The organism is Pseudomonas sp. WMBT8 (assembly GCF_050916005.1).
Taxonomy (GTDB): domain Bacteria; phylum Pseudomonadota; class Gammaproteobacteria; order Pseudomonadales; family Pseudomonadaceae; genus Aquipseudomonas.
Genome location: NZ_CP188096.1, coordinates 554,631 through 580,802 on the forward strand (window position 1 = coordinate 554,631; position 26,172 = coordinate 580,802).

23 protein-coding genes are annotated in these 26,172 nt (G+C 62.3%); 17 read left to right on the top strand and 6 right to left on the bottom strand.

Translation table 11 applies throughout. The features are described from left to right. The first annotated feature begins 13 nt into the window (after window positions 1-13). From parE to ACO77H_RS02355, 5 genes are all read left to right on the top strand, one after another. Window positions 14-1,918, top strand: a complete 1,905-nt coding sequence (gene parE / locus ACO77H_RS02335) for a DNA topoisomerase IV subunit B (RefSeq protein ID WP_169952246.1) — start codon at window positions 14-16, stop codon at window positions 1,916-1,918. Continuing rightward, on the top strand, window positions 1,918-2,913 hold the full coding sequence (locus tag ACO77H_RS02340) for an esterase-like activity of phytase family protein (RefSeq protein ID WP_169952244.1): 996 nt from the start codon (window positions 1,918-1,920) through the stop codon (window positions 2,911-2,913). The genes parE and ACO77H_RS02340 overlap by 1 nt, the downstream gene beginning before the upstream one ends. Then, window positions 2,910-3,431 carry a TIGR02281 family clan AA aspartic protease gene (locus ACO77H_RS02345; RefSeq protein ID WP_169952241.1) on the top strand — a complete coding sequence of 174 codons (522 nt, stop codon included), beginning with the start codon at window positions 2,910-2,912 and terminating at the stop codon, window positions 3,429-3,431. The genes ACO77H_RS02340 and ACO77H_RS02345 overlap by 4 nt, the downstream gene beginning before the upstream one ends. A 10-nt stretch (window positions 3,432-3,441) precedes the next feature. Next, window positions 3,442-5,706, top strand: coding sequence for a DNA topoisomerase IV subunit A (gene parC, locus ACO77H_RS02350; RefSeq protein ID WP_170042443.1), 2,265 nt, complete (start codon window positions 3,442-3,444; stop codon window positions 5,704-5,706). A gap of 176 nt (window positions 5,707-5,882) precedes the next feature. Beyond that, the gene (locus ACO77H_RS02355) at window positions 5,883-6,590 is read left to right on the top strand and encodes a PqiC family protein (RefSeq protein ID WP_029299146.1); all 708 of its coding nucleotides are present in this window, start codon (window positions 5,883-5,885) and stop codon (window positions 6,588-6,590) included. A 171-nt stretch (window positions 6,591-6,761) separates the two neighbouring features. Here ACO77H_RS02355 and ACO77H_RS02360 read toward each other — a convergent pair whose 3' ends face one another. Beyond that, the gene (locus ACO77H_RS02360) at window positions 6,762-8,291 is read right to left on the bottom strand and encodes an AhpA/YtjB family protein (RefSeq protein WP_432754953.1); all 1,530 of its coding nucleotides are present in this window, start codon (window positions 8,289-8,291) and stop codon (window positions 6,762-6,764) included. Window positions 8,292-8,424: 133 nt separating this feature from the next. On the opposite strand from ACO77H_RS02360, the gene serB reads away from it, so the two are divergent. Next, entirely contained in the window at window positions 8,425-9,639 is a 1,215-nt protein-coding gene (gene serB / locus ACO77H_RS02365) for a phosphoserine phosphatase SerB (RefSeq protein ID WP_169952235.1), read from the top strand. A 97-nt stretch (window positions 9,640-9,736) separates the two neighbouring features. Here serB and asd read toward each other — a convergent pair whose 3' ends face one another. From asd to ACO77H_RS02380, 3 genes are read right to left on the bottom strand one after another with little or no spacing between them, the layout of a single operon-like run. After that, window positions 9,737-10,597 (bottom strand): archaetidylserine decarboxylase, encoded by an 861-nt coding sequence (gene asd, locus ACO77H_RS02370; RefSeq protein ID WP_172312568.1) that lies wholly within the window; start codon window positions 10,595-10,597, stop codon window positions 9,737-9,739. A 16-nt stretch (window positions 10,598-10,613) separates the two neighbouring features. After that, a complete protein-coding gene (locus tag ACO77H_RS02375) occupies window positions 10,614-11,429 on the bottom strand; it encodes a rhodanese-like domain-containing protein (protein ID WP_169952231.1) in 816 nt (271 codons plus the stop codon). Between the two features lie 57 nt (window positions 11,430-11,486). Further along, window positions 11,487-13,022: an HDOD domain-containing protein gene (locus ACO77H_RS02380; protein WP_432754954.1), complete on the bottom strand. Its 1,536-nt coding sequence runs from the start codon at window positions 13,020-13,022 to the stop codon at window positions 11,487-11,489. 166 nt (window positions 13,023-13,188) lie between these two features. Here ACO77H_RS02380 and motA point away from each other — a divergent pair, with 166 nt between their 5' ends. Together motA and motB are read left to right on the top strand one after the other, a co-directional pair. Beyond that, complete coding sequence (motA, locus tag ACO77H_RS02385; RefSeq protein WP_169952227.1) at window positions 13,189-14,040, top strand: flagellar motor stator protein MotA; 852 nt, start codon at window positions 13,189-13,191, stop codon at window positions 14,038-14,040. A 3-nt stretch (window positions 14,041-14,043) separates the two neighbouring features. After that, complete coding sequence (gene motB, locus ACO77H_RS02390; protein WP_169952225.1) at window positions 14,044-15,066, top strand: flagellar motor protein MotB; 1,023 nt, start codon at window positions 14,044-14,046, stop codon at window positions 15,064-15,066. 114 nt (window positions 15,067-15,180) lie between these two features. On the opposite strand, the gene rsgA is transcribed toward motB, so the two are convergent. Continuing rightward, window positions 15,181-16,212 carry a small ribosomal subunit biogenesis GTPase RsgA gene (gene rsgA / locus ACO77H_RS02395; RefSeq protein ID WP_099170122.1) on the bottom strand — a complete coding sequence of 344 codons (1,032 nt, stop codon included), beginning with the start codon at window positions 16,210-16,212 and terminating at the stop codon, window positions 15,181-15,183. A 106-nt stretch (window positions 16,213-16,318) separates the two neighbouring features. On the opposite strand from rsgA, the gene orn reads away from it, so the two are divergent. Next, window positions 16,319-16,861: an oligoribonuclease gene (gene orn, locus ACO77H_RS02400; RefSeq protein ID WP_169952222.1), complete on the top strand. Its 543-nt coding sequence runs from the start codon at window positions 16,319-16,321 to the stop codon at window positions 16,859-16,861. 175 nt (window positions 16,862-17,036) lie between these two features. Further along, window positions 17,037-17,651, top strand: a complete 615-nt coding sequence (locus ACO77H_RS02405) for a trimeric intracellular cation channel family protein (RefSeq protein ID WP_169851492.1) — start codon at window positions 17,037-17,039, stop codon at window positions 17,649-17,651. On the opposite strand, the gene queG is transcribed toward ACO77H_RS02405, so the two are convergent. Continuing rightward, a complete protein-coding gene (gene queG / locus ACO77H_RS02410; RefSeq protein WP_169952220.1) occupies window positions 17,633-18,712 on the bottom strand; it encodes a tRNA epoxyqueuosine(34) reductase QueG in 1,080 nt (359 codons plus the stop codon). The two genes, ACO77H_RS02405 and queG, sit on opposite strands and share 19 nt — an antisense overlap. Before the next feature lie 63 nt (window positions 18,713-18,775). On the opposite strand from queG, the gene ACO77H_RS02415 reads away from it, so the two are divergent. The 7 genes from ACO77H_RS02415 (at window position 18,776) to hflX (ending at window position 26,084) form a co-directional block, all read left to right on the top strand. Continuing rightward, window positions 18,776-19,636, top strand: coding sequence for an NAD(P)H-hydrate dehydratase (locus tag ACO77H_RS02415; RefSeq protein ID WP_169952218.1), 861 nt, complete (start codon window positions 18,776-18,778; stop codon window positions 19,634-19,636). Beyond that, the gene (tsaE, locus tag ACO77H_RS02420; RefSeq protein ID WP_169952216.1) at window positions 19,624-20,091 is read left to right on the top strand and encodes a tRNA (adenosine(37)-N6)-threonylcarbamoyltransferase complex ATPase subunit type 1 TsaE; all 468 of its coding nucleotides are present in this window, start codon (window positions 19,624-19,626) and stop codon (window positions 20,089-20,091) included. Before ACO77H_RS02415 ends, tsaE begins: the two co-directional genes overlap by 13 nt. A gap of 17 nt (window positions 20,092-20,108) precedes the next feature. Further along, window positions 20,109-21,530 (top strand): N-acetylmuramoyl-L-alanine amidase, encoded by a 1,422-nt coding sequence (locus ACO77H_RS02425; protein WP_169952436.1) that lies wholly within the window; start codon window positions 20,109-20,111, stop codon window positions 21,528-21,530. Between the two features lie 14 nt (window positions 21,531-21,544). Next, window positions 21,545-23,443: a DNA mismatch repair endonuclease MutL gene (gene mutL / locus ACO77H_RS02430; protein ID WP_170058222.1), complete on the top strand. Its 1,899-nt coding sequence runs from the start codon at window positions 21,545-21,547 to the stop codon at window positions 23,441-23,443. Then, window positions 23,443-24,414 carry a tRNA (adenosine(37)-N6)-dimethylallyltransferase MiaA gene (gene miaA / locus ACO77H_RS02435; protein WP_170042453.1) on the top strand — a complete coding sequence of 324 codons (972 nt, stop codon included), beginning with the start codon at window positions 23,443-23,445 and terminating at the stop codon, window positions 24,412-24,414. Before mutL ends, miaA begins: the two co-directional genes overlap by 1 nt. Window positions 24,415-24,509: 95 nt before the next feature. After that, entirely contained in the window at window positions 24,510-24,770 is a 261-nt protein-coding gene (gene hfq, locus ACO77H_RS02440) for an RNA chaperone Hfq (protein ID WP_010221594.1), read from the top strand. 12 nt (window positions 24,771-24,782) lie between these two features. Next, on the top strand, window positions 24,783-26,084 hold the full coding sequence (hflX, locus tag ACO77H_RS02445; RefSeq protein ID WP_029299582.1) for a ribosome rescue GTPase HflX: 1,302 nt from the start codon (window positions 24,783-24,785) through the stop codon (window positions 26,082-26,084). Window positions 26,085-26,172: the final 88 nt, after the last annotated feature.

The window sequence follows — 26,172 nt, forward strand, 5'->3', positions numbered from 1 at the left end:
ACGACGAGACCCCATGGCCACTCCCAGCGCTAGCTCTTATAACGCCGACGCCATCGAAGTCCTCTCGGGCCTCGACCCGGTGCGCAAACGCCCCGGCATGTACACCGACACCAGTCGGCCGAACCACCTTGCCCAGGAAGTCATCGACAACAGCGTCGACGAAGCCTTGGCCGGGCACGCCAAGTCGGTCCAGGTCATTTTGCACGCCGACCACTCCCTGGAAGTGTCCGACGACGGGCGCGGCATGCCGGTGGACATTCACCCCGAGGAAGGGGTTTCGGGTGTCGAGCTGATCCTCACCAAGCTCCATGCCGGCGGCAAGTTCTCCAACAAGAACTACCAGTTCTCCGGTGGCTTGCACGGTGTGGGTATTTCCGTGGTCAACGCCTTGTCCACGCAGGTGCGGGTCAAGGTCAAGCGCGACGGCAACGAATACCAGATGACCTTCGCCGATGGCTACAAGGCCACCGAGCTGGAAGTGGTCGGCACCGTCGGCAAGCGCAACACCGGGACCAGCGTGTACTTTGCGCCGGATCCGAAATACTTCGATTCCCCGAAATTCTCCATCAGCCGCCTCAAGCACGTACTCAAGGCCAAGGCCGTGTTGTGCCCGGGCTTGCTGGTCAGTTTTGAAGACAAAGGCACCGGCGAAAAGGTCGAGTGGCACTACGAAGACGGCCTGCGCTCCTACCTCGAAGACTCGGTCAGCGACTTCGAACGCCTGCCCAACGAGCCGTTCTGCGGCAGCCTGGCCGGTAACAAGGAGGCGGTGGACTGGGCCTTGCTGTGGTTGCCCGAGGGTGGCGACAGCGTTCAGGAAAGCTACGTCAACCTGATCCCCACCGCCCAGGGCGGTACCCATGTCAACGGTCTGCGCCAGGGCCTGCTGGATGCGATGCGTGAATTCTGCGAATACCGCAGCCTGCTGCCGCGCGGCGTGAAGCTGGCGCCGGAAGACGTCTGGGAGCGCATCGCCTTTGTGCTGTCGATGAAGATGCAGGAGCCGCAATTCTCCGGCCAGACCAAGGAACGCCTGTCGTCCCGCGAGGCCGCGGCGTTTGTCTCGGGTGTGGTCAAGGACGCGTTCAGCCTGTGGCTCAACGAACATCCGGAGCTGGGCCTGGCCCTGGCGGAACTGGCGATCAACAACGCCGGCCGTCGCCTCAAGGCCAGCAAAAAGGTCGAGCGCAAGCGCATCACCCAGGGCCCGGCATTGCCCGGCAAGCTGGCGGACTGCGCCGGCCAGGACCCGATGCGCTCCGAACTGTTCCTGGTGGAGGGTGATTCCGCCGGCGGTTCGGCCAAGCAGGCACGGGACAAGGAGTTCCAGGCGATCCTGCCGCTGCGCGGCAAGATCCTCAATACCTGGGAAGTCGATGGCAGCGAAGTGCTGGCCAGCCAGGAAGTGCACAACATCGCCGTGGCCATTGGCGTCGATCCAGGCGCCGAGGACATGAGCCAGCTGCGCTACGGCAAAATCTGCATCCTCGCCGACGCCGACTCCGACGGCTTGCACATCGCAACCTTGCTCTGTGCCTTGTTCGTCCAGCATTTCCGCCCGCTGGTGGATGCCGGTCACGTCTACGTGGCGATGCCGCCGCTGTACCGCATCGACCTGGGCAAAGAGATTTTCTACGCCCTGGACGAAGCCGAGCGCGACGGCATCCTCGACCGCCTGGTAGCCGAGAAGAAGCGCGGCAAACCGCAGGTCACCCGATTCAAGGGCCTGGGTGAAATGAACCCGCCGCAACTGCGCGAAACCACCATGGACCCGAACACTCGGCGCCTGGTGCAGTTGACCCTGGAAGACTACGCCGCCACCTCGGAAATGATGGACATGTTGCTGGCCAAGAAACGCGCCGGCGACCGCAAGGCCTGGCTGGAGTCCAAAGGCAACCTGGCCGAGGTATTGGGCTGATGCGCAGCGGTTTCGCCCTGGCGATACTGTTGTTGAGCGGGTTGGCAGCTACCCAGGCAGTTGCCCAGCCTGCGGTCGAGCTCAAGTTGCTGTCCGAACACCCGGTAGACGGCATGCGCGGCGGCAACCTGTCGGGCCTGGCGTTGTGTGGCAAGGAGTTGTGGACGGTCTCTGACCGCGACGACGACCAGATCTACCGCCTCGACACCCGCGCCGACACCTGGCAGGCCGAGACGGTAAAGCTCGACGTGCCACCAGTGCCCGAGTCGGGCCTGCCGTGGGGCTTGCGCGCGCGCACCACGGCAGCGTCGGTGATACGCGGCGGCGACCTGGATTTTGAAGGCATCAGCTGTGACGCCGCAGGTAATCGCTACATCGTCAGCGAAGCCCATGCGGCAGTGCTGCAGGTGCCGGCAAGCGGTGATCCAGAGTGGCTGAAAATTGCCCCTGGCATGGTTCGCGAAGCGCGGGCCAGTGGCTTGCTGCTGCACTTCAATGCGTTGTTTGAAGGCCTGGCGATCAACCCCGAGGGCAATCAGATCTGGCTGGCGGCCGAGCGCGAGCGGCGTGGGCTGATCTCGATCAAGCGCGGGCAAAGCGTTTGGGATTGTGATGGCCCATGCGTACTGTTGAGCGAAGCCGGCCAGGAAATGCAGCCGGCGCAGTTTCCGGGGGCCAGGGCGGTGTCCAAGGATTTTGCCGACCTGGCGCTGTTCAACGGCAAGCTGTTTACCCTGGAGCGCAACGCGTTCCAGATCTGCCGGCGCGACAGCGTGACGGCCAAGGTCGAGTTGTGCTGGTCGTACGCCGATGAGGCCCTGCTGCCAAATCGGCGCTACCCCCAGAGTTACGGGCTGGCGGAAGCGCTGCTGATTGACGCTGACGGTGCCTGGGTTGGCATCGACAATAATTTCGGCGCCCGGGCCGATGGTGAAAAACGCCCGATGGTCTATCGTTTTGCCGCCCCGGCCGGTGGCTGGAGCGCCCAGCCGTGAGCACGCAACCGCCCGGCAAGCGCGCTGGACGCCTATTGATGTTCGTGGCCTGGGGCGCCGGGCTGTTTCTGGCAACACGGTTTTTTGGGCAATGGGAGGCGCGGCAGGAAAACCCCAACGCCGTGGTCACCTCGCAGCAACACGCGGGTTATATAGAAGTGAAACTGGTCGGCAACGGCCAGGGGCATTTTGTCGCCACTGGCCAGATCAACGGCCAGCCGGTGGATTTCATGCTCGACACCGGTGCCACCGATGTGGCGGTGCCGGCCGAGTTGGCCGAGCGCCTGGGGCTCAAGCGCGGTTTGCCGGTGACCTTGAGCACCGCCAACGGCCGTAGCCAGGGCTATCGCACCCACCTCGACCGCCTGCAGTTGGGCGATATCGTCCTGCAGGACGTACGCGCCCTGGTGGCGCCGGGCCTGGGTGGCGAGCAAGTGCTGTTGGGCATGAGCGCATTGAAACAACTTGAATTTACCCAGCGTGGCGGCACCTTGCTGCTGCGCCAGACCAGACAATGATGAGGCCCGCATGAGTGACATCCTCGCAGACAGCTTAGACGGCGTAGAACGCCGGTCGCTGGCTGACTTCACCGAAAATGCCTACCTCAACTACTCCATGTACGTGATCATGGACCGTGCCTTGCCGCATATCGGCGACGGCCTGAAACCGGTACAGCGGCGCATTATCTACGCCATGAGTGAGTTGGGCCTGGACGCGGACTCCAAGCACAAGAAGTCGGCGCGTACCGTCGGTGACGTGCTCGGCAAGTTCCACCCCCACGGCGACTCGGCGTGCTATGAAGCCATGGTGCTGATGGCCCAGCCGTTCAGCTACCGCTACACCCTGGTCGATGGCCAGGGCAACTGGGGTGCGCCGGATGATCCCAAGTCGTTCGCCGCCATGCGTTACACCGAGGCGCGGCTGTCGCGATACTCCGAAGTGCTGCTCAGCGAGCTGGGCCAGGGCACGGCAGACTGGGGCCCGAACTTCGACGGCACCCTCGACGAGCCTCTGGTCTTGCCGGCGCGCCTGCCCAATATCCTGCTTAACGGCACCACCGGCATCGCCGTGGGCATGGCCACCGACGTTCCGCCACACAACCTGCGTGAAGTCGCCAGCGCCTGCGTGCGCCTGCTCGATGAGCCCAAGGCTACGGTCGAGCAGCTGTGCGAGCATATCCAGGGGCCGGACTACCCGACCGAAGCGGAAATCATCACGCCGCGTGCCGACCTGCTGAAAATGTACGAGACCGGCAAGGGCTCGGTGCGCATGCGCGCGGTGTATCACGTCGAAGATGGCGACATCATCGTCACCGCCTTGCCACACCAGGTCTCCGGCGCCAAGGTGCTGGAACAGATTGCCGCGCTGATGCAGGCCAAGCCGTCGAAGCTGCCGCAAGTCGCGGACTTGCGTGACGAGTCCGACCACGAGAACCCTTGCCGCATCGTGATCATCCCGACCAATAGCCGGGTCGATCACGAAGTGTTGATGCAGCATCTGTTTGCCAGTACCGAGCTGGAGTCCAGCTACCGGGTCAACGTCAACATCATCGGCCTGGACGGCAAGCCGCAGCTGAAAAACCTGCGCAACCTGCTGGTGGAGTGGCTGGAGTTCCGGGTCAATACCGTGCGCCGCCGCCTGCAGTTCCGCCTGGACAAGGTCGAGCGCCGCCTGCATCTGTTGGACGGCTTGCTGATTGCCTACCTCAACCTGGATGAAGTGATCCACATCATCCGCACCGCCGAGCACCCGAAGGCCGAGTTGATCGCGCGTTTCGAACTGAGCGAGATCCAGGCCGACTACATCCTCGATACCCGTCTGCGTCAGTTGGCGCGCCTGGAAGAGATGAAGCTGCGCGACGAGCAGGACGCGTTGCTCAAGGAACAAGCCAAGCTGCAAGCGCTGCTGGGTAGCGAAGCCAAGCTCAAGAAGCTGGTGCGCAGCGAACTGATCAAAGATGCCGAAACCTATGGCGACGACCGCCGCTCGCCGATTGTCGAGCGCGCCGAAGCCAAGGCCCTGACTGAAACCGAGCTGTTGCCCAACGAGAAAATTACCGTCGTTCTGTCGGAAAAGGGTTGGGTTCGTTCTGCCAAGGGGCATGATATTGATGCCACTGGCTTGTCGTACAAGGCGGGCGATGGGTTCAAGACCGCCGCAGCCGGGCGTTCCAACCAGTTCGCGGTGTTTATCGACTCCACCGGGCGCAGTTATTCGGTGCCGGCCCATACTTTGCCGTCTGCACGGGGCCAGGGCGAACCGCTGACCGGCCGCCTGACGCCGCCGCCAGGGGCAAGTTTTGAATGTGTATTGCTGCCCGATGATGACTCGCTGTACGTGATCGCCTCCGACGCCGGCTACGGTTTTGTAGTCAAGGGTGAGGACTTGCAGGCCAAGAACAAGGCGGGCAAGGCCCTGCTGAGCCTGCCGAACAACGCCAAAGTGATCCTGCCGCGCCCGGTCGAGGACCGCGAGGGCAATTGGCTGGCATCGGTGACCACCGAAGGGCGCTTGCTGGTGTTCAAGATCAGCGACCTGCCGCAACTGGGCAAGGGCAAGGGCAACAAGATCATTGGTATCCCAGGGGAGCGGGTGGCCAGTCGCGAAGAGTACGTGACCGACATCGCGGTGATCCCGGAAGGCTCGACCCTGGTGCTGCAGGCCGGTAAACGCACGTTGTCCCTGCGTCCTGACGACCTTGAGCACTACAAGGGCGAACGTGGACGCCGCGGGAACAAATTGCCCCGTGGCTTCCAGCGGGTAGATGCATTGCTGGTAGAAACACCCGCTTAAAGCGATATAGAGCGCCCGATCTACGATTTAACGCGTAGATCGGCGCTTTCGCGCTGGAGTCATGGCGCATATTCACGGATGATATGGCCTTTCCAGCGCCGGCGTGGCTGAGCACGTATAGGTTATTTTTAGTATTACATTGTGGTTTGCCTTGTGGCAGCCACCTGGATGGGATGATGACTGCTCCACGCCTTCCTTTATTTTTGATGCTCGCCGGCCTTTTGGGGTTGGCGGGTTGCACTACGCACCAACCGGTGTCGCTGTACCAGCTGGATAGCGGAAATCCGGCGCAGCCAGCGCAAAGTGCTGGCATGGCGGTCTTGCTCGGGCCGGTAGTGGTTGCCGATTACCTGCAACGTGAAACCCTGCTGCAACGCCAGGACGATGGCAGCCTGCAAGGCTCCATCGACGGCCGTTGGGCCGGTAGCCTGTCGTCGGATATCAACCAGTTGATGTTGCGTCAGGTGGCTGGCCACTTGGACAGCCAGCGTGTGGTGCTGTCGCCGGCGCCTACAAGCTTCTCCCCCGATGTGCAGGTATTGCTGACCATCACGCGCCTGGACTCCGGGGCTTCCCAGCCGGCGATCCTTGACGCGCAATGGCGCCTGATCGACCGCCGCGGCCAGGTGCGGGACAACCGCATCGTGCATCTGCAGGAGCAACATGCCGGCAGCACCGCTTCACAGGTCCAGGCCCAGGGTGTGTTGTTGCAGCGTTTGGCTGAGCAGTTGTCGGTAGCCCTCAAGCCGCTGGCCAACCAGCCACCGATTGCCGAAGCCCCACGCAAACAGGCCCCGGCCCCGGCCAAGCCGGCAGCTCCGGAAAAGCCAAAGATCCCGATGGCTTCGCCGATTCGTACGGATATGGAAGTGTTCAGGTTCTGACCTGGATCGCAGCCAAATAAAAGGCCCGCTGAGTAAGCGGGCCTTTTTGTTTGGTGCAGATCAAATGTGGGAGCGGGCTTGCCCGCGATAGCGCAGTGTCAGTCGACACTTGATTGACTGATCCAGCGCCATCGCGGGCAAGCCCGCTCCTACACAAGCCCGCAGTGTTGTTTAGGGCTTGTTCCGAGTCTCATGCATCCGCGCCAGCTGGCGCTCCAGCATCGACGGGTAAGGCTCCATCAAACGCTCTACACAGCACGCGCCTTCAGGGCTGGCAATCGGGCGGATACGCGCGCGTTGGCGGATCAAGGCGTCGTCGCTGATCTTGCGCTCCACCAGCAGCAGGTTGCGGCTGTGTTGCGACAAGGCCAGGGCATCCTGGGCGTTTTCGGTCAGCAACAGGTCGATCTGGCTCATGCCATATAGATCGTCGCCCAAGGTCAGGCCCAGTTGCAGTTGCAGGGTGATGCCGCTGTCAGCGACTTCGATCTGCAAGGCATGGCCCAGGGCGCGCAGCAGCTCACCGCAGCAGATGGCGTTGGTCAAATAATCTTCGCCGCTATCTTCGCTGTGGAACAGCATCAGCGTGCTGCCATCGTTGAGGGTGTGCAGTTCGCTCTGGTACAGCGACGCCGCCTGGTCAAGGCAGTCGCGGTAGCGTTCCAGCAACTCGGTCAGGCGTGCCCGTGGCAGGCGGCGCAATTGCTCCTGGGCGCCCAGTTGCACGGCCAATACCGCGCTGTGCTGGGGTTGGGTGTTCGCAGGTTTGGGCGCGACCACCGGGCTTGGCGCCGACTCGTCACGCAGGTCGGCAAACGGGTCGTCTTCGTCCAGGCTGTCTTCGTCGGCCTTGATGAGGGTGCGCGGTAGCGGCTTGAGGCCTGCCACCGGCGCCGACTCGTCGAAGCTCGGGTCGCGCAGGTTGCGCACCTCGAACTCGGGCTCGTCGTCATAGTCGGTGTCGTCGAACTCTGGCTCAGGCTCAGGCTTGGCTTCGGGCACGACCGGCTCCGGGGCAAAGCTTGTGTGCAACTGGCGGGCAAGGTCGCCGATCTCATCCTGGCGGTCGGTGGCCGGGGTGTGTTCGTCGATGTCGCGCAACCAGATGCGCAGTTGCATCAGGGGCGTGGAGATATGCCGGCCCAGACGCAGGCTCAAGGCCAGGGCCAGGGCCAGCAGGATCGCGCTGAGGATGCCCATGCTTTGCAGGCTGATGGTCATCGGCTGCTGGAACTGTTGCATGTCCAGGCTGATGCGCAATTGGCCGGCTTTCACATCCTGAAACGTGATATTGCTCTGGTACAAGCCTTCGGCTTCACCCAACAGGCCGTTTTTCGGGCGTTGCCCGGCTTCGGCCATGATCCGGTTGTCCACGCTGTAGATGGCGGCGTGGGCCACCAGCGGGTTCTTGGTCAGGTTGTTGAGCAGCACGTTGAGGCTGAGGATGTCATTGGACACCAACAGCTCGGTCGCCGAGGTGGCGGTCTGGGTCGTCAAGCTCTCGCCCAGGGCGTCGGCTTGCTCGTGCATGGCCTGTTTGAACTGCAAACCCATCACGCACGCGTAGATCACCAGGGCCAGGGCGACCAGGATCACGTTATGGCTGGCAATGCGTAATGCGATCGGTACACGGCGGTGGCGCAGTGCCCGGAAGATCAGCAGGAAGAAGTTATCGGTTTTTACTGGCGTGGGCCGGTTCACTTGCGCTCGGCTCTTGGTCCGTGAAGTTGACGCGCAGTATAGCGACAGGCCCAAGACCGGCAAAGCGCTGGCTGTGCCCGATGGTCACTGAAAGTGGGTAGAATGCGGTTTTTTTCCAGCTCGGGGGTGCGCTTTGCGCGAAATTGTCCTGATTAACATCACAGGTGAGGACCGTCCGGGTCTTACCGCAGCCATCACCGGTGTCCTGGCCCAGGGTGGCGTGACCATTCTGGACATCGGCCAGGCCGTGATCCACGACACCCTGTCGTTCGGCATTCTGGTGGAGATTCCAGATACCGAGCAGGCCTCGTCCGTGCTCAAGGACATCCTGTTTACGGCCTATAAGCTGGATCAGCAGGTGCGGTTCACTCCGGTATCCGAAGAGGATTACCAGCACTGGGTGGCCGGCCAAGGCAAGAAACGCCACATCGTCACGCTGCTGACGCGCAAGGTCACCGCCGAACAGTTGCAGCGGGTCAGCTCGATCACCGCGCAATACGGCTTGAACATCGACCATATCGACCGTCTGTCGGGTCGTATGCCGCTGGACATGCCGGCGGACCAGGGCAAGGGTTGTATCGAGTTCTCTGTGCGCGGTGAGCCGGCCGATCCACAGGCCTTGCGCGCCGAGTTCCTTAGCGTCGCCCAGGAACTGAACGTGGATATCGCCTTCCAGGAAGACTCGCTGTTCCGTCGCAATCGCCGCCTAGCGGTGTTCGATATGGACTCGACCCTGATCGAAGCCGAAGTCATCGACGAGTTGGCCAAGGCTGCGGGCGTTGGCGAGCAAGTTTCCCAGATCACTGAACGCGCGATGGCGGGTGAGCTGGACTTTCGCGCCAGCTTCAAGGAGCGCCTGGCGCTGCTCAAGGGCCTGGACGTCAGCGTCCTCGACTCTATCGGCGCCTCCCTGCGCTTGACCGAAGGTGCCGAAACCCTGTTCGCCGAACTCAAGCGCCTGGGTTACAAGACAGCGATCCTTTCGGGCGGCTTTACCTACTTCGCCAAGCAATTGCAGGCCAAGCTGGGCATCGACTATGTGTTCGCCAACGAGCTGGAAGTGGTGGATGGCAAGGTGACGGGCGTGGCGGTCGAGCCGATTGTCGACGCGCAGCGCAAAGCTGATCTGCTACGGGAGCTGGCACACAAGGAAGGTTTACGTCTGGAGCAGACCATTGCGGTCGGCGACGGCGCCAATGACCTGCCGATGCTGGCTATCGCCGGGTTGGGCGTAGCGTTCCGTGCCAAGCCGCTGGTCAAGCAGTCGGCCAAGCAGGCGATTTCGACGTTGGGGTTGGACGGTGTGCTGTATCTGTTGGGCCTGCGCGACCGCGACGGGCAGCTGTAAGCCGAGATCAAAATGTAGGAGCTGGCTTGCCAGCGATAGCGGTGTTGGATTCACCACCGTCATCGCCGGCAAGCCGGCTCCTACAATGAAGGCTGCATCAGGCTTTTGGTAGCGCGATACCCTGGCCCATCTGCACCGGCGTTCCCGCCACCAGTTCTTCAGCCCACTGCACCTGATTCGGCCCGAACAGTACGATAGCGGTCGAACCCAGCTTGAAGCGCCCCAGTTCCGCACCTTTTTCCAGGTGGATCGGTGCACGGGCGGCTTCGTCGTAGCGCACGGTTTTCAGCTCGCGCTTGGGCGGCGTCACCAGCCCGGCCCATACGGTTTCAATCGACGCGACAATCATCGCGCCCACCAATACCACGGCCATCGGGCCGCGTTCGGTATCGAACAGGCAGACAACACGCTCGTTACGCGCAAACAGTTCCGGCACGTTTTCGGCGGTGGTCTGGTTGACCGAGAAAATCCGCCCAGGCACGTAGACCATTTCCCGCAGGGTGCCGGCCAGTGGCATGTGCACGCGGTGGTAGTCCTTCGGCGACAGGTAGATGGTGGCAAAGTCGCCGCCCATGAACGGTGCGGCAACGGCGGCGTCGCCACCGAGCAACTCCAGCACGCTGAAACTGTGGCCCTTGGCCTGGAACACACGACCGTGCTCGATCGGGCCGAGCTGGCTGACGGCGCCGTCTGCCGGGCTCAACACCGCGCCCGGGGTTGGGTCCAGTGGGCGCGCGCCGTCCTTCAGGGCGCGGGTGAAGAAGGCGTTGAAGTGCTCGTAGGCGGTCACGTCTTCCACCAGCGCCTGGGACATATCCACCTGGTAGCGCTTGGCGAACCAGGTGGTGAAGGCATTCTTGAACCAGCGCACACGGCATTCGGCGATGCAGCCGGCCAGGCGCGACAGCAGGTGGTGGGGCAGCAGGTACTGGCTGAGGATAAACAAACGCTTTTTCATGAAGTGTCCTTAAACCTTAAATCTCGACGGGGGTGTCGGGGTGGTTGCCCCATTCGCCCCAGGAACCGGCATAACCTTTGACTCGCGGATAACCGAGCGCCTTGGCCACCAGGTAGGTGAAGCCAGAACGGTGGTGAGTCTGGCAGTGGGTAATGATTTCTTTGTCTTTGCTCAGGCCCAGGCCTTCGAGGATCTGCGGCATGTCGCGGCGGATTCGCAGGTTGCGCGCCTTGTCCATGCCCGCCGTCCATTCGAAGTTGACTGCGCCGGGAATATGTCCGCCCTTGGCGGCGAGGACTTTCTCTCCCGAATATTCCAGCGGCCCGCGTGCATCCCAGATGCCCAGGTCGGCAGCGCCGAGGCGGCTTTGCAGGTACTCGCGGGTGGCGGTGGGCTCGTCGTGCAGGGTCAGGCTGACCGGCCCACCCACGGCAGCGGTTGCCTCGGTGGACACCGGGTGCTGCTCGTCCAGCCACGCCAGCAGGCCGCCATCGAGGTAGTGATACTTTTTGTGGCCGATCACGTCGAGCAGCCAGATAAAGCGCCCGGCCCAGCCGCCGCCTTCGTCGTCGTACACCACGTAGGTGGCGTCCGGAGTGTGGCCCAGTTCGCCGAACAGCTTCTCCAGGTCGGCCTTGGCCGGCAGCAGCCCCGGTGCCGGAGGCTGGCCCAGTTGGGTGCGTTTGGGATCAACAAAGTGCGCGCCGGGGATATGCCCCTGGGCATAACGGGCGGCGCTGGTGAGGTCCACCAGAATCAACGGCTCGGCGGCGAGGCGGCCAAGCAGGTCGCTGGGCTCGATCACCAGCGGCAAGCCAGAAAAGTCAGGCATGTGAGGTCTCCCGGGCACTAGGTTGGGCGATAAAAGAGGGCGATTGTAACGCAAGCATCAGGTGGTGCGGTTGGTAAAGCAGTGCAGGGCTTTCTCGATGCATTGGGCGGTTTTACCGAAGGCCTGCACGGTGGTTTCGGAGAACGGCCCGCCACCCTGGTCGGCCACCATCAGCATCACCACCCGGCCGTTACAGCTCAGGGAGCGCAACAGCAGGTGCTCGCCGACAAACAGGCGACGCAATGAGGCCGGCAGCAGTGCCGCGAATTGCGCGTGATTGTCCGGGTTAAGGCGCACCTGCGCAGACTTCTCCAGCAGGCGTTGCAGCAGCGTGCTTTGTGCGGTTTCAAGGCTCAGGTTGGCGGCGTCCTTGGGCAGGCCATCGACCTGATGCACGCGCAGCGTGGCCAAGGCCTTGTCGGCCATCAGCAACATGACGCGCTGCATGCCACTGGCCACCAGGGCCTCCTTGGCACAGGTGGTCAGGTGCATGGCGTTGGCGAAGCGGCTGGGCTCCACCAACAGTTCGCTGCAGCGCTTGCGCCAGACCGCCAGGGATTCGGCGGTGGGCGGCGGTGCTGGCAGCAGGCCGCGATGCACCCGCTGCACATGCCACGGCCAGATCAGTGCCAACGCTGGGTGCCAGAGACCGGCGGTCAAGGTATGGCGGGCGCTGATGGCTGCCTGCTGGTGCACCTGTTGCTGCACATCGGCCAGCGGTTGTTGCAGGTACAGTGCGGTGAGGTACTGCCAGCGCTGGGTGTGCGGGCAGGTCCAGGACTCCTGCGCTGCCAGCGCCATGCCATTGGCCAGCAGCACGGTGTTGGCCGGCTGGTTCAGCCAGCGCCGCAGCGCTGGGTCGTCATCGAGTTTTTGCTGCTGGCTCAAGGGCGCTTCATCGCGGGCGATGTGCAGGGCCTTGACCAGCAAGCGTTGTTCCTTGAGCAGCAGTTGGTAGCCCTGGGACACCCAGATCGGCAAGCGCCAGGCCTCGGTCAGCCCCAGGCACAGTTCCAGCAGGCGCACGCCGAACAGTTCCTGCTCGACCTTGCGTGCCGATTGGCCCTTGTGGATCACCCGCAGTTCCCATTCTTCCAAAAGCTTTGGGTAGGCCACGGCCATCGGCCACAGCGGCGAGAGAAACAGCAGGCTGCCCCAATGAATGTCCTGCCACAGGCGCGCCAGGCGGCTGGCGAACAGGCCATTGGCTTGTTGCGAGGCGTGCTGGCTGATCAGTTGCAGTTGACGCAGGGCCACGGGGATTTCATTGAGCGGCACCGACGGCAGGCGCACGAGCAGTTCTTCGGTGCGCTTGAGGCCGAGGCGGTTGATCGCCACTTCAAGGTTTTCTGCAGGCTCTGCCAGGCTGCCGTGGGCCTGGTTGTTGGCTTCGCGCATAACGCTCAGGACTAGCGCCGGGCTGTCTTGCATCAGCTCCGCAATATCTCGCAACGAACGGCGGCTGTCGCCGATGGCCTTGCACACCGCAACGTGGCTCGCTTGCGGGACGGGCAGGTGCACCTCGTCCAGACGCTTGATCCAGCCAGCCAGGGAGTTGGGTTTTGCAGTTGGGACTGTCGTTTCGTTTGCCATGATTGGGGCGCGATCATCACTTGCGGTCAACACGCCCGGAGTGGGCCGAACTGGCTTTTCGCCTTAACGGCCTATAGTCTGGCGCAGTTTTGCCGATAAGTAGAAGAAGAGTTTTTAGATCTTCCGAATATGTCCATGAACCCGACGGCGCAAGTACTCATCCCCTATGGCTAAAATTATCGGCATCATCGTCGTCATCGCAAGCGTGCTCGGCGGATACGTTCTGTCCCACGGTAAAATTGCTGCGCTGATCCAGCCCTTCGAAGTGCTGATCATCGGCGGTGCGGCGTTTGGCGCTTTCCTGCAGGCTAACCCAGGCTACATGACCATGCACGTGGTCAAAAAGTCGCTGGGCATGTTCAGCTCGCGCTTTTCCCACACGTTCTATCTGGAAGTGCTGGGCCTGGTCTACGAGATCCTCAACAAGAGCCGCCGCGAAGGCATGATGGCCATTGAGGCAGATATCGAGGACGCTGCAGCGAGCCCGATTTTCGCCAAGTACCCGGCCGTGCTCAAGGATGAGCGCATGACCGCCTACATCTGCGACTACCTGCGCATCATGTCCTCCGGCAACATGGCCCCGCACGAGCTGGAAGGCCTGTTCGACATGGAGCTGTTCAGCTTGAAAGAAGAGCTGGAGCACCCGTCCCACGCCGTGACCGGCATCGCCGACGGCATGCCCGGTTTCGGTATTGTCGCGGCGGTACTGGGTATCGTGGTGACCATGGCGTCCCTGGGCGAGGGCGACCAGGCGGCCATCGGTATGCACGTAGGCGCGGCGCTGGTGGGGACCTTCTTCGGTATTCTCGCGGCCTATGGTTTCTTTGGCCCGCTGGCCACCTCCCTGGCCCACGATGCCAAGGAAGAGCTGAACATCTACGAAGCAATCAAGGCGTCGCTGGTGGCTTCGGCTTCCGGTATGCCGCCGTCCCTGGCCGTGGAATTCGGGCGCAAGGTGCTGTATCCGAAGCACCGCCCGAGCTTTGCCGAGCTGGAACAAGCAGTTCGCGGTCGCTAAGCCATGGAAAACAACCAGCCAATCATCATCAAGCGCGTCAAGCGCTTCGCTGCCGGGCACCACGGCGGCGCCTGGAAAATCGCCTTCGCCGACTTTGCGACGGCGATGATGGCGTTCTTCCTGGTGCTGTGGCTGATGTCCACTGCGACGCCGGAACAGAAGATCGCCATCGCCGGTTATTTCAAGGATCCCATCGGCTTCTCCGAGAGTGGCACGCCGTTTGTGATCGACCTGGGTGGTTCGCCAGAATTGGCTCCCGAGCGCACCATCAACCCGGAAGTCCAGACCGAAGCGCCCCAGAAAAACATCCCGATCGAACGCCAGACCGTCGAGAGCATGGCCGAACAGGTCGAGCAGGAACGCCTGGAGTTGTTGCTGCAAGAGCTGCAGAACAAGGTCGACGAGAACCCGCAACTGCAAAAATTCAAGGATCAGATCCACTTCGAGATCACCCCGGACGGCCTGCGTATCCAGATCATGGATGACGCCAATCGACCGATGTTCGACTCTGGCAGTGCGCGCCTCAAGCCCTACTTCGAAGACATCCTGCTGGCCATGGCCGACACCATCAAGGCGGTGCCGAACAAGATCAGCGTCAGCGGCCATACCGATGCCAAGCCGTATTCGGGCCTGGGCGATTTCGGTAACTGGGAGCTGTCCGCCAACCGCGCCAACGCCGCCCGCCGTGCCCTGGTGGCTGGCAGTTACCCAGACACCCAGGTGGCGCGGGTGGTGGGCTTTGCTTCATCGCAGTTGTTTGATACCCAGGACCCATTCAACCCGATCAACCGGCGCATCGACATCGTGGTGTTGACCAAAAAAGCCCAGCGCGCCATCGAAGGCGAGCAGGGCACTCCACCGCCAGTGCCGACCCAGGGCGAGGGCGCTCCGGGTGAAGTCCCGGTGGACCCGAACGCCCTGCCACCCGAGCAGCAGCCGTTGCCGGCCCATGAGCTGCGCCAGAAGCTGAATTTGTTTGACGAGGGTGGGGTGAAGGCTCCCGGAGAAGCCCCGGCCGGTAGCTGATGCGGCTTAGGTGGGAGTGGGCTTGCTCGCGATAGCATCACCTCGGTGCATCAGTTGCACCGAGTTGTCTGCATCGCGGGGAAGCCCGGTCCCACACAAGCGCGTACCTACGACTTAATAGCTGCTTTCGGGCAAGCTGGCGATGATCGAGCGATAGCTGTTCATCCGTTGTTGCTGCACGCGCCCGTCTTCCAGGGCCTTGAGCAAGGCGCAGCCTGGCTCGCGGTCGTGCTTGCAGTCGCGAAAGCGACAAGTGCCGATCAGGTCGTTGAACTCGATGAAACCCGCTTCGACATCAGCACGGCTGACGTGGCCCAGGCCGAACTCACGGATGCCGGGGGAGTCGATCAACTCGCCACCGCCCGGGAAGTGGAACAGGCGCGCGGTGGTGGTGGTGTGCGTGCCCTGGCCGGACAGTTCCGACAGCGGGCCGACGCGGGTCTCGACTTCCGGCAGCAAGCTGTTGACCAAAGACGACTTGCCCACGCCCGACTGGCCGACGAACACGCTGATGCGCCCGTCCAACTGCTGTTGCAGCTGTTCCATGCCGTTGCCATGGTGCGCCGAGACTTCCAGCACCGGGTAGCCCAACTGCCGATACACCGCGAGCAATGCATTGAGCGCCGGGGCGTTCTGTTCGTCGATCAGGTCGAATTTGTTCAGCAGCAACAGCGGGCGGATGCCGGCGTGTTCGGCCGCCACCAGGTAGCGGTCGATCAGGTTGGCGTGGGGCTCGGGCAGCGGGGCGAAGACGATGACAATCATGTCGACGTTGGCCGCCACCGGCTTGAGTTGGCCACGGCTGTCGGGGCGACGCAGTTCGGTGGTGCGCGGCAGTTGCGCGACGATCACCCCGATACCCTGGTTGCCGGCACGCCATACCACTTTGTCGCCAGTGACCAGCGCCGGCAGGTTGGCGCGCAGGTGGCAGCGGAACACTGCGCCGGCCAGTTCGCCTTCCAGGGCCTCGACTTCGACCTGCACCCCAAAGTGCGCGATTACCAGGCCCGTTTGCTCGGGGCCGAGGTCGCCACCCTCCAGCGCTTCTACGGCAGAGGATTCACGTTTGGCGGCGCGGGCAGCGCGTTCACCCTGGATCTTTTCGATGCGCCAGTTTTGGCGGCGGTTGAGCTGGCGTTTGGCCATTGGTGTTCCGTGTCGATAATGCAAAGGTTGGATAAAACGGTCGCGAGTCTAGCACGCCCCGCCTGCTAAACTGCGCAGCTACGCCAAGGTGCCAAGGAACCACGACATGCAAAACCCACAGAACCTGATTTGGATCGATCTGGAAATGACCGGTCTGAACCCTGACACCGACGTCATCATCGAGATGGCGACCATTGTCACCGACAGCAACCTCAACACCTTGGCCGAAGGTCCGGTGATCGCCATCCACCACAGCGACGCGGTGCTGGCCACCATGGACGAGTGGAACACCCGCACCCACGGCAACTCGGGCCTGACCCAGCGCGTGCGCGACAGCCGCGTGAGCATGGCTGAGGCTGAGGCCGAGACGATTGCGTTCCTGGAAAAGTGGGTGCCCAAAGGCAAGTCGCCGATCTGTGGCAACAGCATCTGCCAGGACCGTCGCTTCCTTTATACCCACATGAAGGGGCTGGAAAGCTATTTCCACTATCGCAACCTAGATGTGTCGACCTTGAAAGAACTGGCCGCGCGCTGGGCGCCAGAGGTCAAGGACAGCTTCCACAAGGGCAGCACCCACCTGGCCCTGGATGATATCCGCGAGTCGATTGCCGAGTTGCAGCACTACCGCAAGCATTTCATCAAGGCCTGACTTGCAGCAGGGCGGTGCCCTCTGTAGGAGTCCCGCTTGCCGGCGATGGCGTCCTCAAGGGCCCCATCGCCGGCAAGCGGGGCTCCTACACGGATGTTCGCGCGGGTTTTCTGGCCGCCCCCTTTTGGTGCCCCTGCCAAATGATTAGACTGCGCGCCTCTTTGCAAGGATCGCCATCATGCTGCTGATGCTCTACCTCATCGCCATCACCGCCGAAGCCATGACTGGTGCCTTGTCGGCTGGCCGTCGTGGCATGGATTGGTTCGGCGTGGTGCTGATTGCGTGCGTCACAGCCCTTGGCGGCGGTTCGGTACGCGATGTGTTGCTTGGCCACTACCCGCTCACCTGGGTCAAACACCCGGAATACCTGGTGCTGACCTCGGTAGCGGCATTGGTGACGATCTTTATCGCCCCATTGATGCGTCATTTGCGTTCACTGTTTTTGGCGCTGGACGCCGTGGGCCTGGTGGCGTTCACCCTGATCGGCTGCATGACGGCCCTGGAAATGGGCCACGGCATGCTGGTGGCCTCGGTCAGCGGGGTGATCACCGGGGTCTTCGGCGGGATCCTGCGGGATATCTTCTGTAACGATATCCCATTGATCTTCCGCCGCGAGCTGTACGCCAGCGTGTCGTTCCTCGCCGCCTGGTGCTACATGCTGTGCATCTACCTCGAACTGCCCAGCGAGCAGGCGATCCTGCTGACGTTGTTCAGCGGTTTTCTATTGCGTCTGCTGGCGATCCGCTTTCACTGGGAAATGCCCAAGTTCGTCTACAACGACGAACATTGACGGAGCGCGTGCTGGTTCAGCGCCCATTCCACATGTTCGCGAACCAGTTCGCTGGGGTAGTCCAGGCGTGCCTTCAAGGCTTCCAGCACCGGAATGCTCGAGGGCGCATTGCCCAGGCCCACGGCCAGGTTGCGCAGCCAGCGCTCATAGCCGGCGCGGCGCAGCGGCGAGCCTTCGGTGCTGCTGAGGAATTTATCCTCATCCCACATAAATAACTCAGCCAGTTCGGCGTTATCCAGATTGTGGCGCGGCTTGAAATCGCTTTCTCCTGAGGGGCGGGCGAAACGATTCCATGGGCAAACGATCTGACAGTCATCGCAGCCGAAAACCCGGTTGCCAATCAACGGCCGCAGCTCTTCGGGGATCGCGCTCTTGAGTTCGATGGTCAGGTACGAAATGCAGCGCCGGGCGTCCAGCACATAGGGGCCGACGAAGGCATTGGTCGGGCAGATATCCAGGCAGGCGGTGCAGCGGCCGCAGTGTTCGGTGCTGTGGGGCGGATCGATGGGCAGCGGCAGGTCGACAAACAGCTCACTGAGGAAGAAGTAGCTACCGGCCTTGCGGTTGAGGACCAGGGTGTTTTTGCCGATCCAGCCTAAACCTGCCTGTTCGGCGATGGCTTTTTCCAGCACCGGGGCGCTGTCGACAAAGGCGCGAAAGCCAAACGGGCCGATCTGTGCCTGGATCCGGTCGGCCAGTTGCTGCACGCGCTTGCGGATCAGCTTGTGGTAGTCGCGGCCCAGGGCGTAGCGGGAGATGTAGGCTTTTTCGGGTTGGGCCAGCAGTTGCGCCATTTGCGTGTCGCCGGGCAGGTAATCCATGCGCAGGGACACCACGCGCAAGGTGCCGGGTACCAGCTCGTCAGGGTGCGAGCGCTTGCTGCCATGGGCGCCCATGTAGTCCATCTCGCCGTGATAGCCCGCGTCGAGCCAGCGCTGCAGGTGCTGTTCATGCTCGGCCAGGTCCAGGCCGCTGATGCCGACTTGTTGAAAGCCCAACTCGCGGCCCCAGTCTTTGATCGATTGGGCGAGGGCGGGCAGATCCGTGGTAATAGCAGGCATGAGACGAGAGAAACCGCAGGTTAGATGCGTATAATTCTGCCAGACATCGGAGCTTGAAGACGCATGCCGCAGACAAAACACGAAATAACTGACGTTCAGCCCCTGTTGCCCGGCCATTTGCCGCAACTGGCTGCGCGTTCCCCAGAGGCCCACAAGGGCCAGTTTGGCCATGTCCTGGTGATTGGCGGCGACCATGGCTTTGGCGGGGCGGGGTTGCTGAGTGCCGAAAGCGCGCTGCGCAGCGGTGCTGGCCTGGTGTCCCTGGCGACCCGCAGCGAACACGTCCCGGCGGCCTTGACCCGCTTGCCGGAAATCATGGCGCGGGGCGTGCATTCGGCCAACCAATTGATGGGCCTGCTGGAAAAAGTCTCGGTGATTGTTATCGGCCCTGGCCTGGGCGACATGGCGTGGGGCAAGAGCCTGCTGTCGGTGGCGGCCAATGCCCGGCAACCCCAGGTCTGGGATGCTGACGCGCTGAACCTGCTGGCCGCAGGCCATGTAACCTTGCCGGCCGATTGTGTGATCACCCCGCACCCGGGGGAAGCGGCGCGGCTGATGGGTATTTCGACAGCCGAGGTTCAGGCCGACCGACTTAAGGTGGCGCGCGCGCTGAGCCAGAAATTCAATGCCGTCACGGTACTCAAGGGTGCTGGCAGCCTGATCGCCAGCCCGGATGGGCGGGTATCGCGTTGTGACCAGGGGCACCCGGCCATGGCGTCGGCGGGCCTGGGGGATGTGCTCGCCGGCCTGACCGGCGCGCTGCTGGCCCAGGGCATGCCGGCGTTCGAGGCCGCCAGCCTGGCGGTGTGGTTGCACGCCACGGCGGGCGATCGCCAGGGCACCTTTGGTCGCGGCCTGGTAGCCAGCGACCTGATTCCTGCCATTCGTCAGTTGCTGGAGGAGCAGTCACCGTGTCTGAAGTAACCCTGTTTATTGCCGATGAAGAGGCCATGGTGGCGTTTGGTAAACGCATTGCCGAGATCACCCAGGGCGTGGGCCTGATTTTTCTGCAGGGTGACCTGGGTGCCGGCAAAACCACGCTGTCGCGCGGCATCATTCGCGGGCTTGGGCACGCTGGCGCGGTGAAAAGTCCGACGTTTACCCTGGTAGAACCTTACGAGATCGGTGACCTGCGCGCGTTCCATTTCGACCTGTACCGCCTGGTGGATCCTGAGGAATTGGAGTACATGGGCATCCGCGATTACTTCGATGGCGATGCTTTATGCCTGATCGAGTGGCCGGACAAGGGCACAGGCTTTTTGCCAAAGCCTGACCTGACCATTACCATTACCCCGCATAACCATGGGCGTCAGTTGAAATTGTTGTCCCAGAGCGCGCGCAGTGAGTCTTGGTGCGCCGCTTTGGCTTTGGAATTCTAATAATGGGTGGGTTAGGTATGCGCTTTCGCGCGTTGGTTGCTGTCGTGGGGGTGTTGCTTGCGGCAATGACTGTCAATGCTCTGGCCGCTTCACAGGTAAAAAGTGTGCGCCTGTGGCGAGCACCGGATAACACGCGACTGGTGTTCGACCTGTCTGGCCCGGTCCAGCACAGCGTCTTTACCCTGACGGCGCCTGATCGCCTGGTGATCGACATCAACGGTGCAACCCTGGCTGCGCCCTTGAAGGTTTCCACCGCCAACACGCCGATTACCGCGATGCGCTCGGCCCAGCGCACTCCGACCGACCTGCGGGTGGTCATCGACCTGAAGAAAGTCGTCACGCCCAAGAGTTTTTCCCTCGCGCCGAACGCCCAGTATGGCAACCGCCTGGTGGTCGACCTCTTTGACAATCCTGCCGACGCCGCGCCCACCCCGGCGCCGACCCCTGCGGTTGCCACCACCCCGGCGGTGCCGGTCAATCCTGCGCAGCCCCAGGTCAAGTTGCCACCGCTGCCACCCGCGCCGGCCGGCAAGCGCGACATAATCGTAGTGATCGACGCCGGGCACGGCGGTGAAGACCCGGGTGCCTCGGGCTCCCGTGGCCAGCACGAAAAAGATGTGGTCCTGGCCATCGCCCGTGAACTGCAGCGCCAGATCAACGGGATGAAGGGTTATCGCGCCGAATTGACCCGTACTGGCGACTACTTCATCCCATTGCGTGGGCGTACTGAAATCGCCCGCAAAAAGGGCGCGGACCTGTTCGTTTCGATCCACGCCGACGCCGCACCGTCGAAGGCAGCCTTCGGCGCCTCGGTGTTTGCCCTGTCGGATCGTGGCGCCACGTCCGAGACCGCACGCTGGCTGGCTGACAGCGAAAACCGTTCCGACTTGATCGGCGGTGCCGGCAACGTGTCCCTGGATGACAAGGACCGCATGCTCGCAGGTGTGTTGCTGGACCTGTCGATGACCGCCTCGCTGACCTCCAGCCTGAACGTGGGGCAGAAGGTGTTGAGCAACATGGGCCGGGTCACGCCGCTGCACAAACAGCGGGTGGAGCAAGCCGGGTTCATGGTGCTCAAGTCGCCGGATATCCCGTCGATCCTGGTCGAAACCGGCTTTATTTCCAACGCCAACGAAGCCAACAAGCTCGCCTCCGCCAGCCACCAGCAGGCGCTGGCGCGCTCCATCAGCGCCGGCGTGCGCCAGTTCTTCCAGCAGAACCCGCCACCGGGCACCTATATCGCCTGGCTGCGGGACTCCGGGAAAATTGCCCAGGGCCCGCGTGACCATCGGGTGCAGCCCGGCGACACCCTGGCCATGCTGGCCGTACGCTTCCAGGTCTCGGCTGCCACCTTGCGCAGCGCCAATAGCCTGAAAACCGATGAACTGAAAGTCGGCCAGGTATTGACCATCCCCGGCACTGAATTGGCAGCCCAGTAATGAGCGAATCGGTATTGAACAGCGCTTCGCGCATCGAACTGCTCAGCCCACGGCTGGCCAACCAGATCGCCGCCGGCGAGGTGGTTGAGCGTCCGGCCTCGGTGATCAAGGAGTTGCTGGAAAACAGCCTCGACTCCGGCGCCAAGCGCATTGACGTGGACGTGGAGCAGGGCGGAGTCAAGTTGCTGCGGGTGCGTGACGACGGCAGCGGGATCTCCTCCGACGACCTGCCGCTGGCGCTGGCACGCCATGCCACCAGCAAGATCCGTGACCTGGAAGACCTTGAGCGGGTGATGAGCCTGGGCTTTCGCGGTGAGGCCCTGGCGTCGATCAGCTCCGTGGCGCGCCTGACCCTGACTTCCCGCACCCGCGGCGCCGAACAGGCCTGGCAGGTAGAAACCGAAGGCCGCGACATGGCCCCTCGGGTCCAGCCGGCGGCCCATCCGGTAGGCACCTCGGTGGAAGTGCGCGACCTGTTCTTCAATACTCCGGCACGGCGCAAATTCCTCAAGGCCGAAAAAACCGAATTCGATCACCTGCAAGAAGTCATCAAGCGCCTGGCCCTGGCCCGTTTCGACGTGGCTTTCCATCTGCGCCACAACGGCAAGACCATCCTTAGCCTGCACGAGGCCAACGACGATGCCGCCCGCGCCCGGCGCGTGTCGGCGATCTGCGGTGCTGGGTTCCTGGAGCAGGCGCTGCCGATTGAAATCGAGCGCAATGGCCTGCATTTGTGGGGTTGGGTCGGCCTGCCGACGTTCTCCCGCAGCCAGGCCGACTTGCAGTATTTTTTTGTGAATGGTCGTGCAGTGCGCGACAAACTGGTGGCCCACGCGGTGCGCCAGGCCTATCGCGACGTGCTGTTCAATGGCCGGCATCCGACCTTCGTACTGTTTTTTGAAGTGGACCCGGCAGTAGTCGACGTCAACGTGCACCCGACCAAGCATGAGGTGCGCTTCCGTGACGGGCGCATGGTCCACGATTTCCTCTATGGCACCTTGCACCGTGCTTTGGGCGATGTGCGTCCGGATGATCAACTGGCGGCGCCGATAGTCACCGCCATCGTCCGCCCGACGGGGCCTGAGGCCGGTGAATTCGGGCCCCAGGGCGAAATGAGCCTGGCGGCCAACCTGCTGCAAGCGCCGCAATCCCAGCCAAGCTACCCGGCGGCGGGTTCCGGCGCGGGGGCGGGCTATCAATATCAATACACCCCGCGTCCGCAGTCGGCGGTGCCAGTGGCCGAGGCCCAGGCGGCCTATCGCGAATTTTTCGCGCCGCTGCCCGGTGCCGAGCCGGGCGCGGTGGCCCTGCCGGAAGGTGGCGGTGATATCCCGCCGCTCGGTTATGCCCTGGCTCAGCTCAAGGGCATCTATATCCTCGCGGAAAACGCCCACGGCCTGGTGCTGGTGGACATGCACGCAGCCCACGAGCGGATCATGTACGAGCGCCTGAAGATCGCCATGGCCAGCGAAGGCCTGAGCGGCCAGCCATTGCTGGTGCCAGAGTCCCTGGCCGTCAGCCAGCGTGAAGCCGATTGCGCCGAGGAGCACCTCGCGGTGTTCCAGAAACTGGGCTTTGAATTGCAGCGACTGGGCCCGGAAACCCTGGCTATCCGGCAGATTCCCGCCTTGCTCAAGCAGGCTGAGGCTAACCGGCTGGTGGCTGACGTGCTGGCGGACCTGATGGAGTACGGCACCAGTGACCGGATCCAGGCACATATCAACGAACTGCTCGGCACCATGGCCTGCCACGGCGCGATCCGCGCCAACCGGCGCCTGGCCCTGCCGGAAATGAACGGCCTGCTGCGGGACATGGAAAACACCGAGCGCAGTGGCCAGTGCAACCACGGCCGACCGACCTGGACCCAGATGGGCCTGGATGATCTGGACAAACTATTCCTGCGCGGTCGCTGATGAGCGCCCTACCTCCCGCCATCTTCCTGATGGGCCCGACAGCGGCCGGCAAGACCGACTTGGCGATCGAGCTGACCAAGGTCCTGCCCTGTGAGCTGATCAGCGTCGATTCGGCCCTGGTTTATCGAGGCATGGATATCGGCACCGCCAAACCGTCCAAAGAGCTATTGGCTGCCCATCCCCATCGTCTGATCGACATTATCGATCCGTCGCAAAGCTACTCGGCGGCGGATTTTCGTACCGATGCCCTCGCCGCCATGGCTGAGATCACCGCGCGGGGCAATATCCCGCTGCTGGTGGGCGGCACGATGCTCTATTACAAGGCTCTACAGGAAGGCCTGGCAGACATGCCGCCCGCCGATCCACAGGTGCGCGCCGAGATCGAAGAAGAGGCTGCGCGCCTTGGCTGGCAGGCCCTGCACGAGCAATTGGCGGCGATTGACCCGGTGTCTGCCGCGCGCATTCACCCCAATGACCCCCAGCGCCTGAGCCGGGCCCTGGAAGTCTGGCGCGTGAGTGGCCAGACAATGACGGCCCATCGCCTCAGACAATCTGCGCAAAGTACTGACGCAGGCACCTCTGGACCGGGACAATTGCCCTATACTGTCGCCAATCTGGCCATCGCTCCGGCGAATCGCCAGGTGCTGCATGAGCGAATTGCACAAAGATTCACAATTATGTTGGAACAGGGGTTCGTGGAAGAGGTCGTAGCACTGCGTTCAAGAGGTGATCTGCATCCGGGATTGCCTTCGATACGTGCTGTAGGCTACCGCCAAGTCTGGGATCATCTGGATGGCAAGCTGACGTCAGCCGAAATGCAGGAGCGCGGCATTATTGCCACGCGCCAATTGGCAAAGCGCCAGTTCACTTGGCTGCGCAGCTGGACTGACTTGCATTGGCTGGACAGTCTGGATTGCGACAATCTGTCACGCGCCTTGAAATACTTGGGAACGGTCTCCATATTGAGCTGAGTCCTTGCAATTGCCGTCTATCCTTGGGGGTGTGACGGCTACAAACTATCTATTTTTCCGATTTTTTATTATTGATCCTTAAAGGAGTGCGGCACATGTCAAAAGGGCATTCGCTACAAGACCCTTACTTGAATACTTTACGTAAAGAGAAAGTTGGGGTTTCCATCTATCTGGTCAACGGCATCAAGCTGCAAGGTACGATCGAGTCTTTCGACCAGTTCGTGATCCTGCTGAAAAACACCGTAAGCCAGATGGTCTACAAACACGCTATCTCGACAGTAGTGCCGGTTCGTCCAATTCGTCTGCCTAGCGCAACCGAATCCGAACAGGGTGACGCTGAGCCAGGTAACGCCTGATAGGAGTCTCCTTTGTTCTTTGAGCGCCACGGTGGTGGTGAGCGAGTGATCCTCGTTCATTTGGATGGACAGGACCCTGAGGCGCGCGAAGATCCGCAGGAGTTTCAGGAGCTGGCAAATTCGGCCGGCGCCGAGACCGTCGCGTTTTTTAACGTGCCGCGTCATCGGCCAACCGCCAAATTTCTGATTGGCAGCGGCAAGGTCGAGGAACTACGCGACCTGGTCCATGCCGAAGAAGCCGATCTGGTGATCTTCAATCACATCCTCACGCCCAGTCAGGAGCGTAACCTCGAACGTGTCTTCGAGTGTCGCGTGATTGACCGCACCGGTCTGATTCTCGATATTTTCGCCCAGCGCGCCCGTACCCATGAAGGCAAGCTCCAGGTCGAACTGGCCCAGCTTGACCACATGAGCACCCGCCTGGTTCGCGGCTGGACTCACCTTGAGCGTCAGGGTGGTGGTATCGGCATGCGTGGCCCGGGTGAAACCCAACTTGAAACCGACCGGCGTCTGCTGCGGGTGCGCCTGCGCCAGATCAAGGGCCGCCTGGAAAAAGTACGCAGCCAGCGCGAGCAATCACGCCGTGGGCGTACCCGTGCGGATATCCCTACCGTGTCCCTGGTGGGCTACACCAACGCCGGTAAATCCACGTTGTTCAACAACGTGACCAAGTCGGACGTGTACGCGGCAGACCAGTTGTTCGCCACCCTCGACCCGACCTTGCGCCGTCTGGAACTCGACGACCTGGGGCCGATTGTGCTGGCCGACACCGTGGGCTTCATCCGCCACTTGCCGCACAAGCTGGTCGAGGCATTCCGGTCTACGCTCGAAGAGTCGAGCAACTCCGACCTGCTGCTGCACGTCATCGATGCGGCCGAGCCTGACCGGATGTTGCAGATCGAGCAGGTCATGGTAGTACTGGGTGAGATTGGTGCCCAAGACTTGCCGATCCTCGAGGTCTATAACAAACTCGATTTGCTCGAGGGTGTAGAGCCGCAGATCCAGCGCGACGAAAACGGCAGGCCCCAGCGGGTCTGGCTCTCGGCGCGGGACGGTAGCGGCCTGGAACTGCTTGAACAGGCGATCGCAGAGTTGCTGGGCGGCGATTTGTTCGTCGGCACCTTGCGCTTGCCGCAGCGTTTTGCTCGACTGCGTGCTCAATTTTTTGAGTTGGGCGCCGTACAGAAAGAAGAACACGACGAAGAAGGTGTCAGCCTGCTGGCTGTTCGTTTGCCCCGTTCGGAGCTCAATCGACTGGTGAGTCGTGAGGGCGTTGTACCGACGGAGTTCCTCGAACAACACACTTTGCAATAAAAGCCTGAGAAAGCGGTTGTGCCGCTGTGGCAGGCATTCTGTAGCATTGGTCGGCGCGCCGTGGGTGCGTCTTTGCTTTATCAGATGG

What these genes read in the sequence shown, in the direction of transcription:
- parE (WP_169952246.1), top strand. Translation starts at nt 14, where the DNA reads ATGGCCACTCCCAGCGCTAGCTCTTATAACGCCGACGCCATCGAAGTC.
- ACO77H_RS02340 (WP_169952244.1), top strand. Translation starts at nt 1,918, where the DNA reads ATGCGCAGCGGTTTCGCCCTGGCGATACTGTTGTTGAGCGGGTTGGCA.
- parC (WP_170042443.1), top strand. Translation starts at nt 3,442, where the DNA reads ATGAGTGACATCCTCGCAGACAGCTTAGACGGCGTAGAACGCCGGTCG.
- ACO77H_RS02355 (WP_029299146.1), top strand. Translation starts at nt 5,883, where the DNA reads ATGACTGCTCCACGCCTTCCTTTATTTTTGATGCTCGCCGGCCTTTTG.
- asd (WP_172312568.1), bottom strand. Translation starts at nt 10,597, where the DNA reads ATGAAAAAGCGTTTGTTTATCCTCAGCCAGTACCTGCTGCCCCACCAC.
- ACO77H_RS02375 (WP_169952231.1), bottom strand. Translation starts at nt 11,429, where the DNA reads ATGCCTGACTTTTCTGGCTTGCCGCTGGTGATCGAGCCCAGCGACCTG.
- ACO77H_RS02380 (WP_432754954.1), bottom strand. Translation starts at nt 13,022, where the DNA reads ATGGCAAACGAAACGACAGTCCCAACTGCAAAACCCAACTCCCTGGCT.
- motA (WP_169952227.1), top strand. Translation starts at nt 13,189, where the DNA reads ATGGCTAAAATTATCGGCATCATCGTCGTCATCGCAAGCGTGCTCGGC.
- motB (WP_169952225.1), top strand. Translation starts at nt 14,044, where the DNA reads ATGGAAAACAACCAGCCAATCATCATCAAGCGCGTCAAGCGCTTCGCT.
- rsgA (WP_099170122.1), bottom strand. Translation starts at nt 16,212, where the DNA reads ATGGCCAAACGCCAGCTCAACCGCCGCCAAAACTGGCGCATCGAAAAG.
- orn (WP_169952222.1), top strand. Translation starts at nt 16,319, where the DNA reads ATGCAAAACCCACAGAACCTGATTTGGATCGATCTGGAAATGACCGGT.
- queG (WP_169952220.1), bottom strand. Translation starts at nt 18,712, where the DNA reads ATGCCTGCTATTACCACGGATCTGCCCGCCCTCGCCCAATCGATCAAA.
- ACO77H_RS02415 (WP_169952218.1), top strand. Translation starts at nt 18,776, where the DNA reads ATGCCGCAGACAAAACACGAAATAACTGACGTTCAGCCCCTGTTGCCC.
- ACO77H_RS02425 (WP_169952436.1), top strand. Translation starts at nt 20,109, where the DNA reads ATGCGCTTTCGCGCGTTGGTTGCTGTCGTGGGGGTGTTGCTTGCGGCA.
- miaA (WP_170042453.1), top strand. Translation starts at nt 23,443, where the DNA reads ATGAGCGCCCTACCTCCCGCCATCTTCCTGATGGGCCCGACAGCGGCC.
- hfq (WP_010221594.1), top strand. Translation starts at nt 24,510, where the DNA reads ATGTCAAAAGGGCATTCGCTACAAGACCCTTACTTGAATACTTTACGT.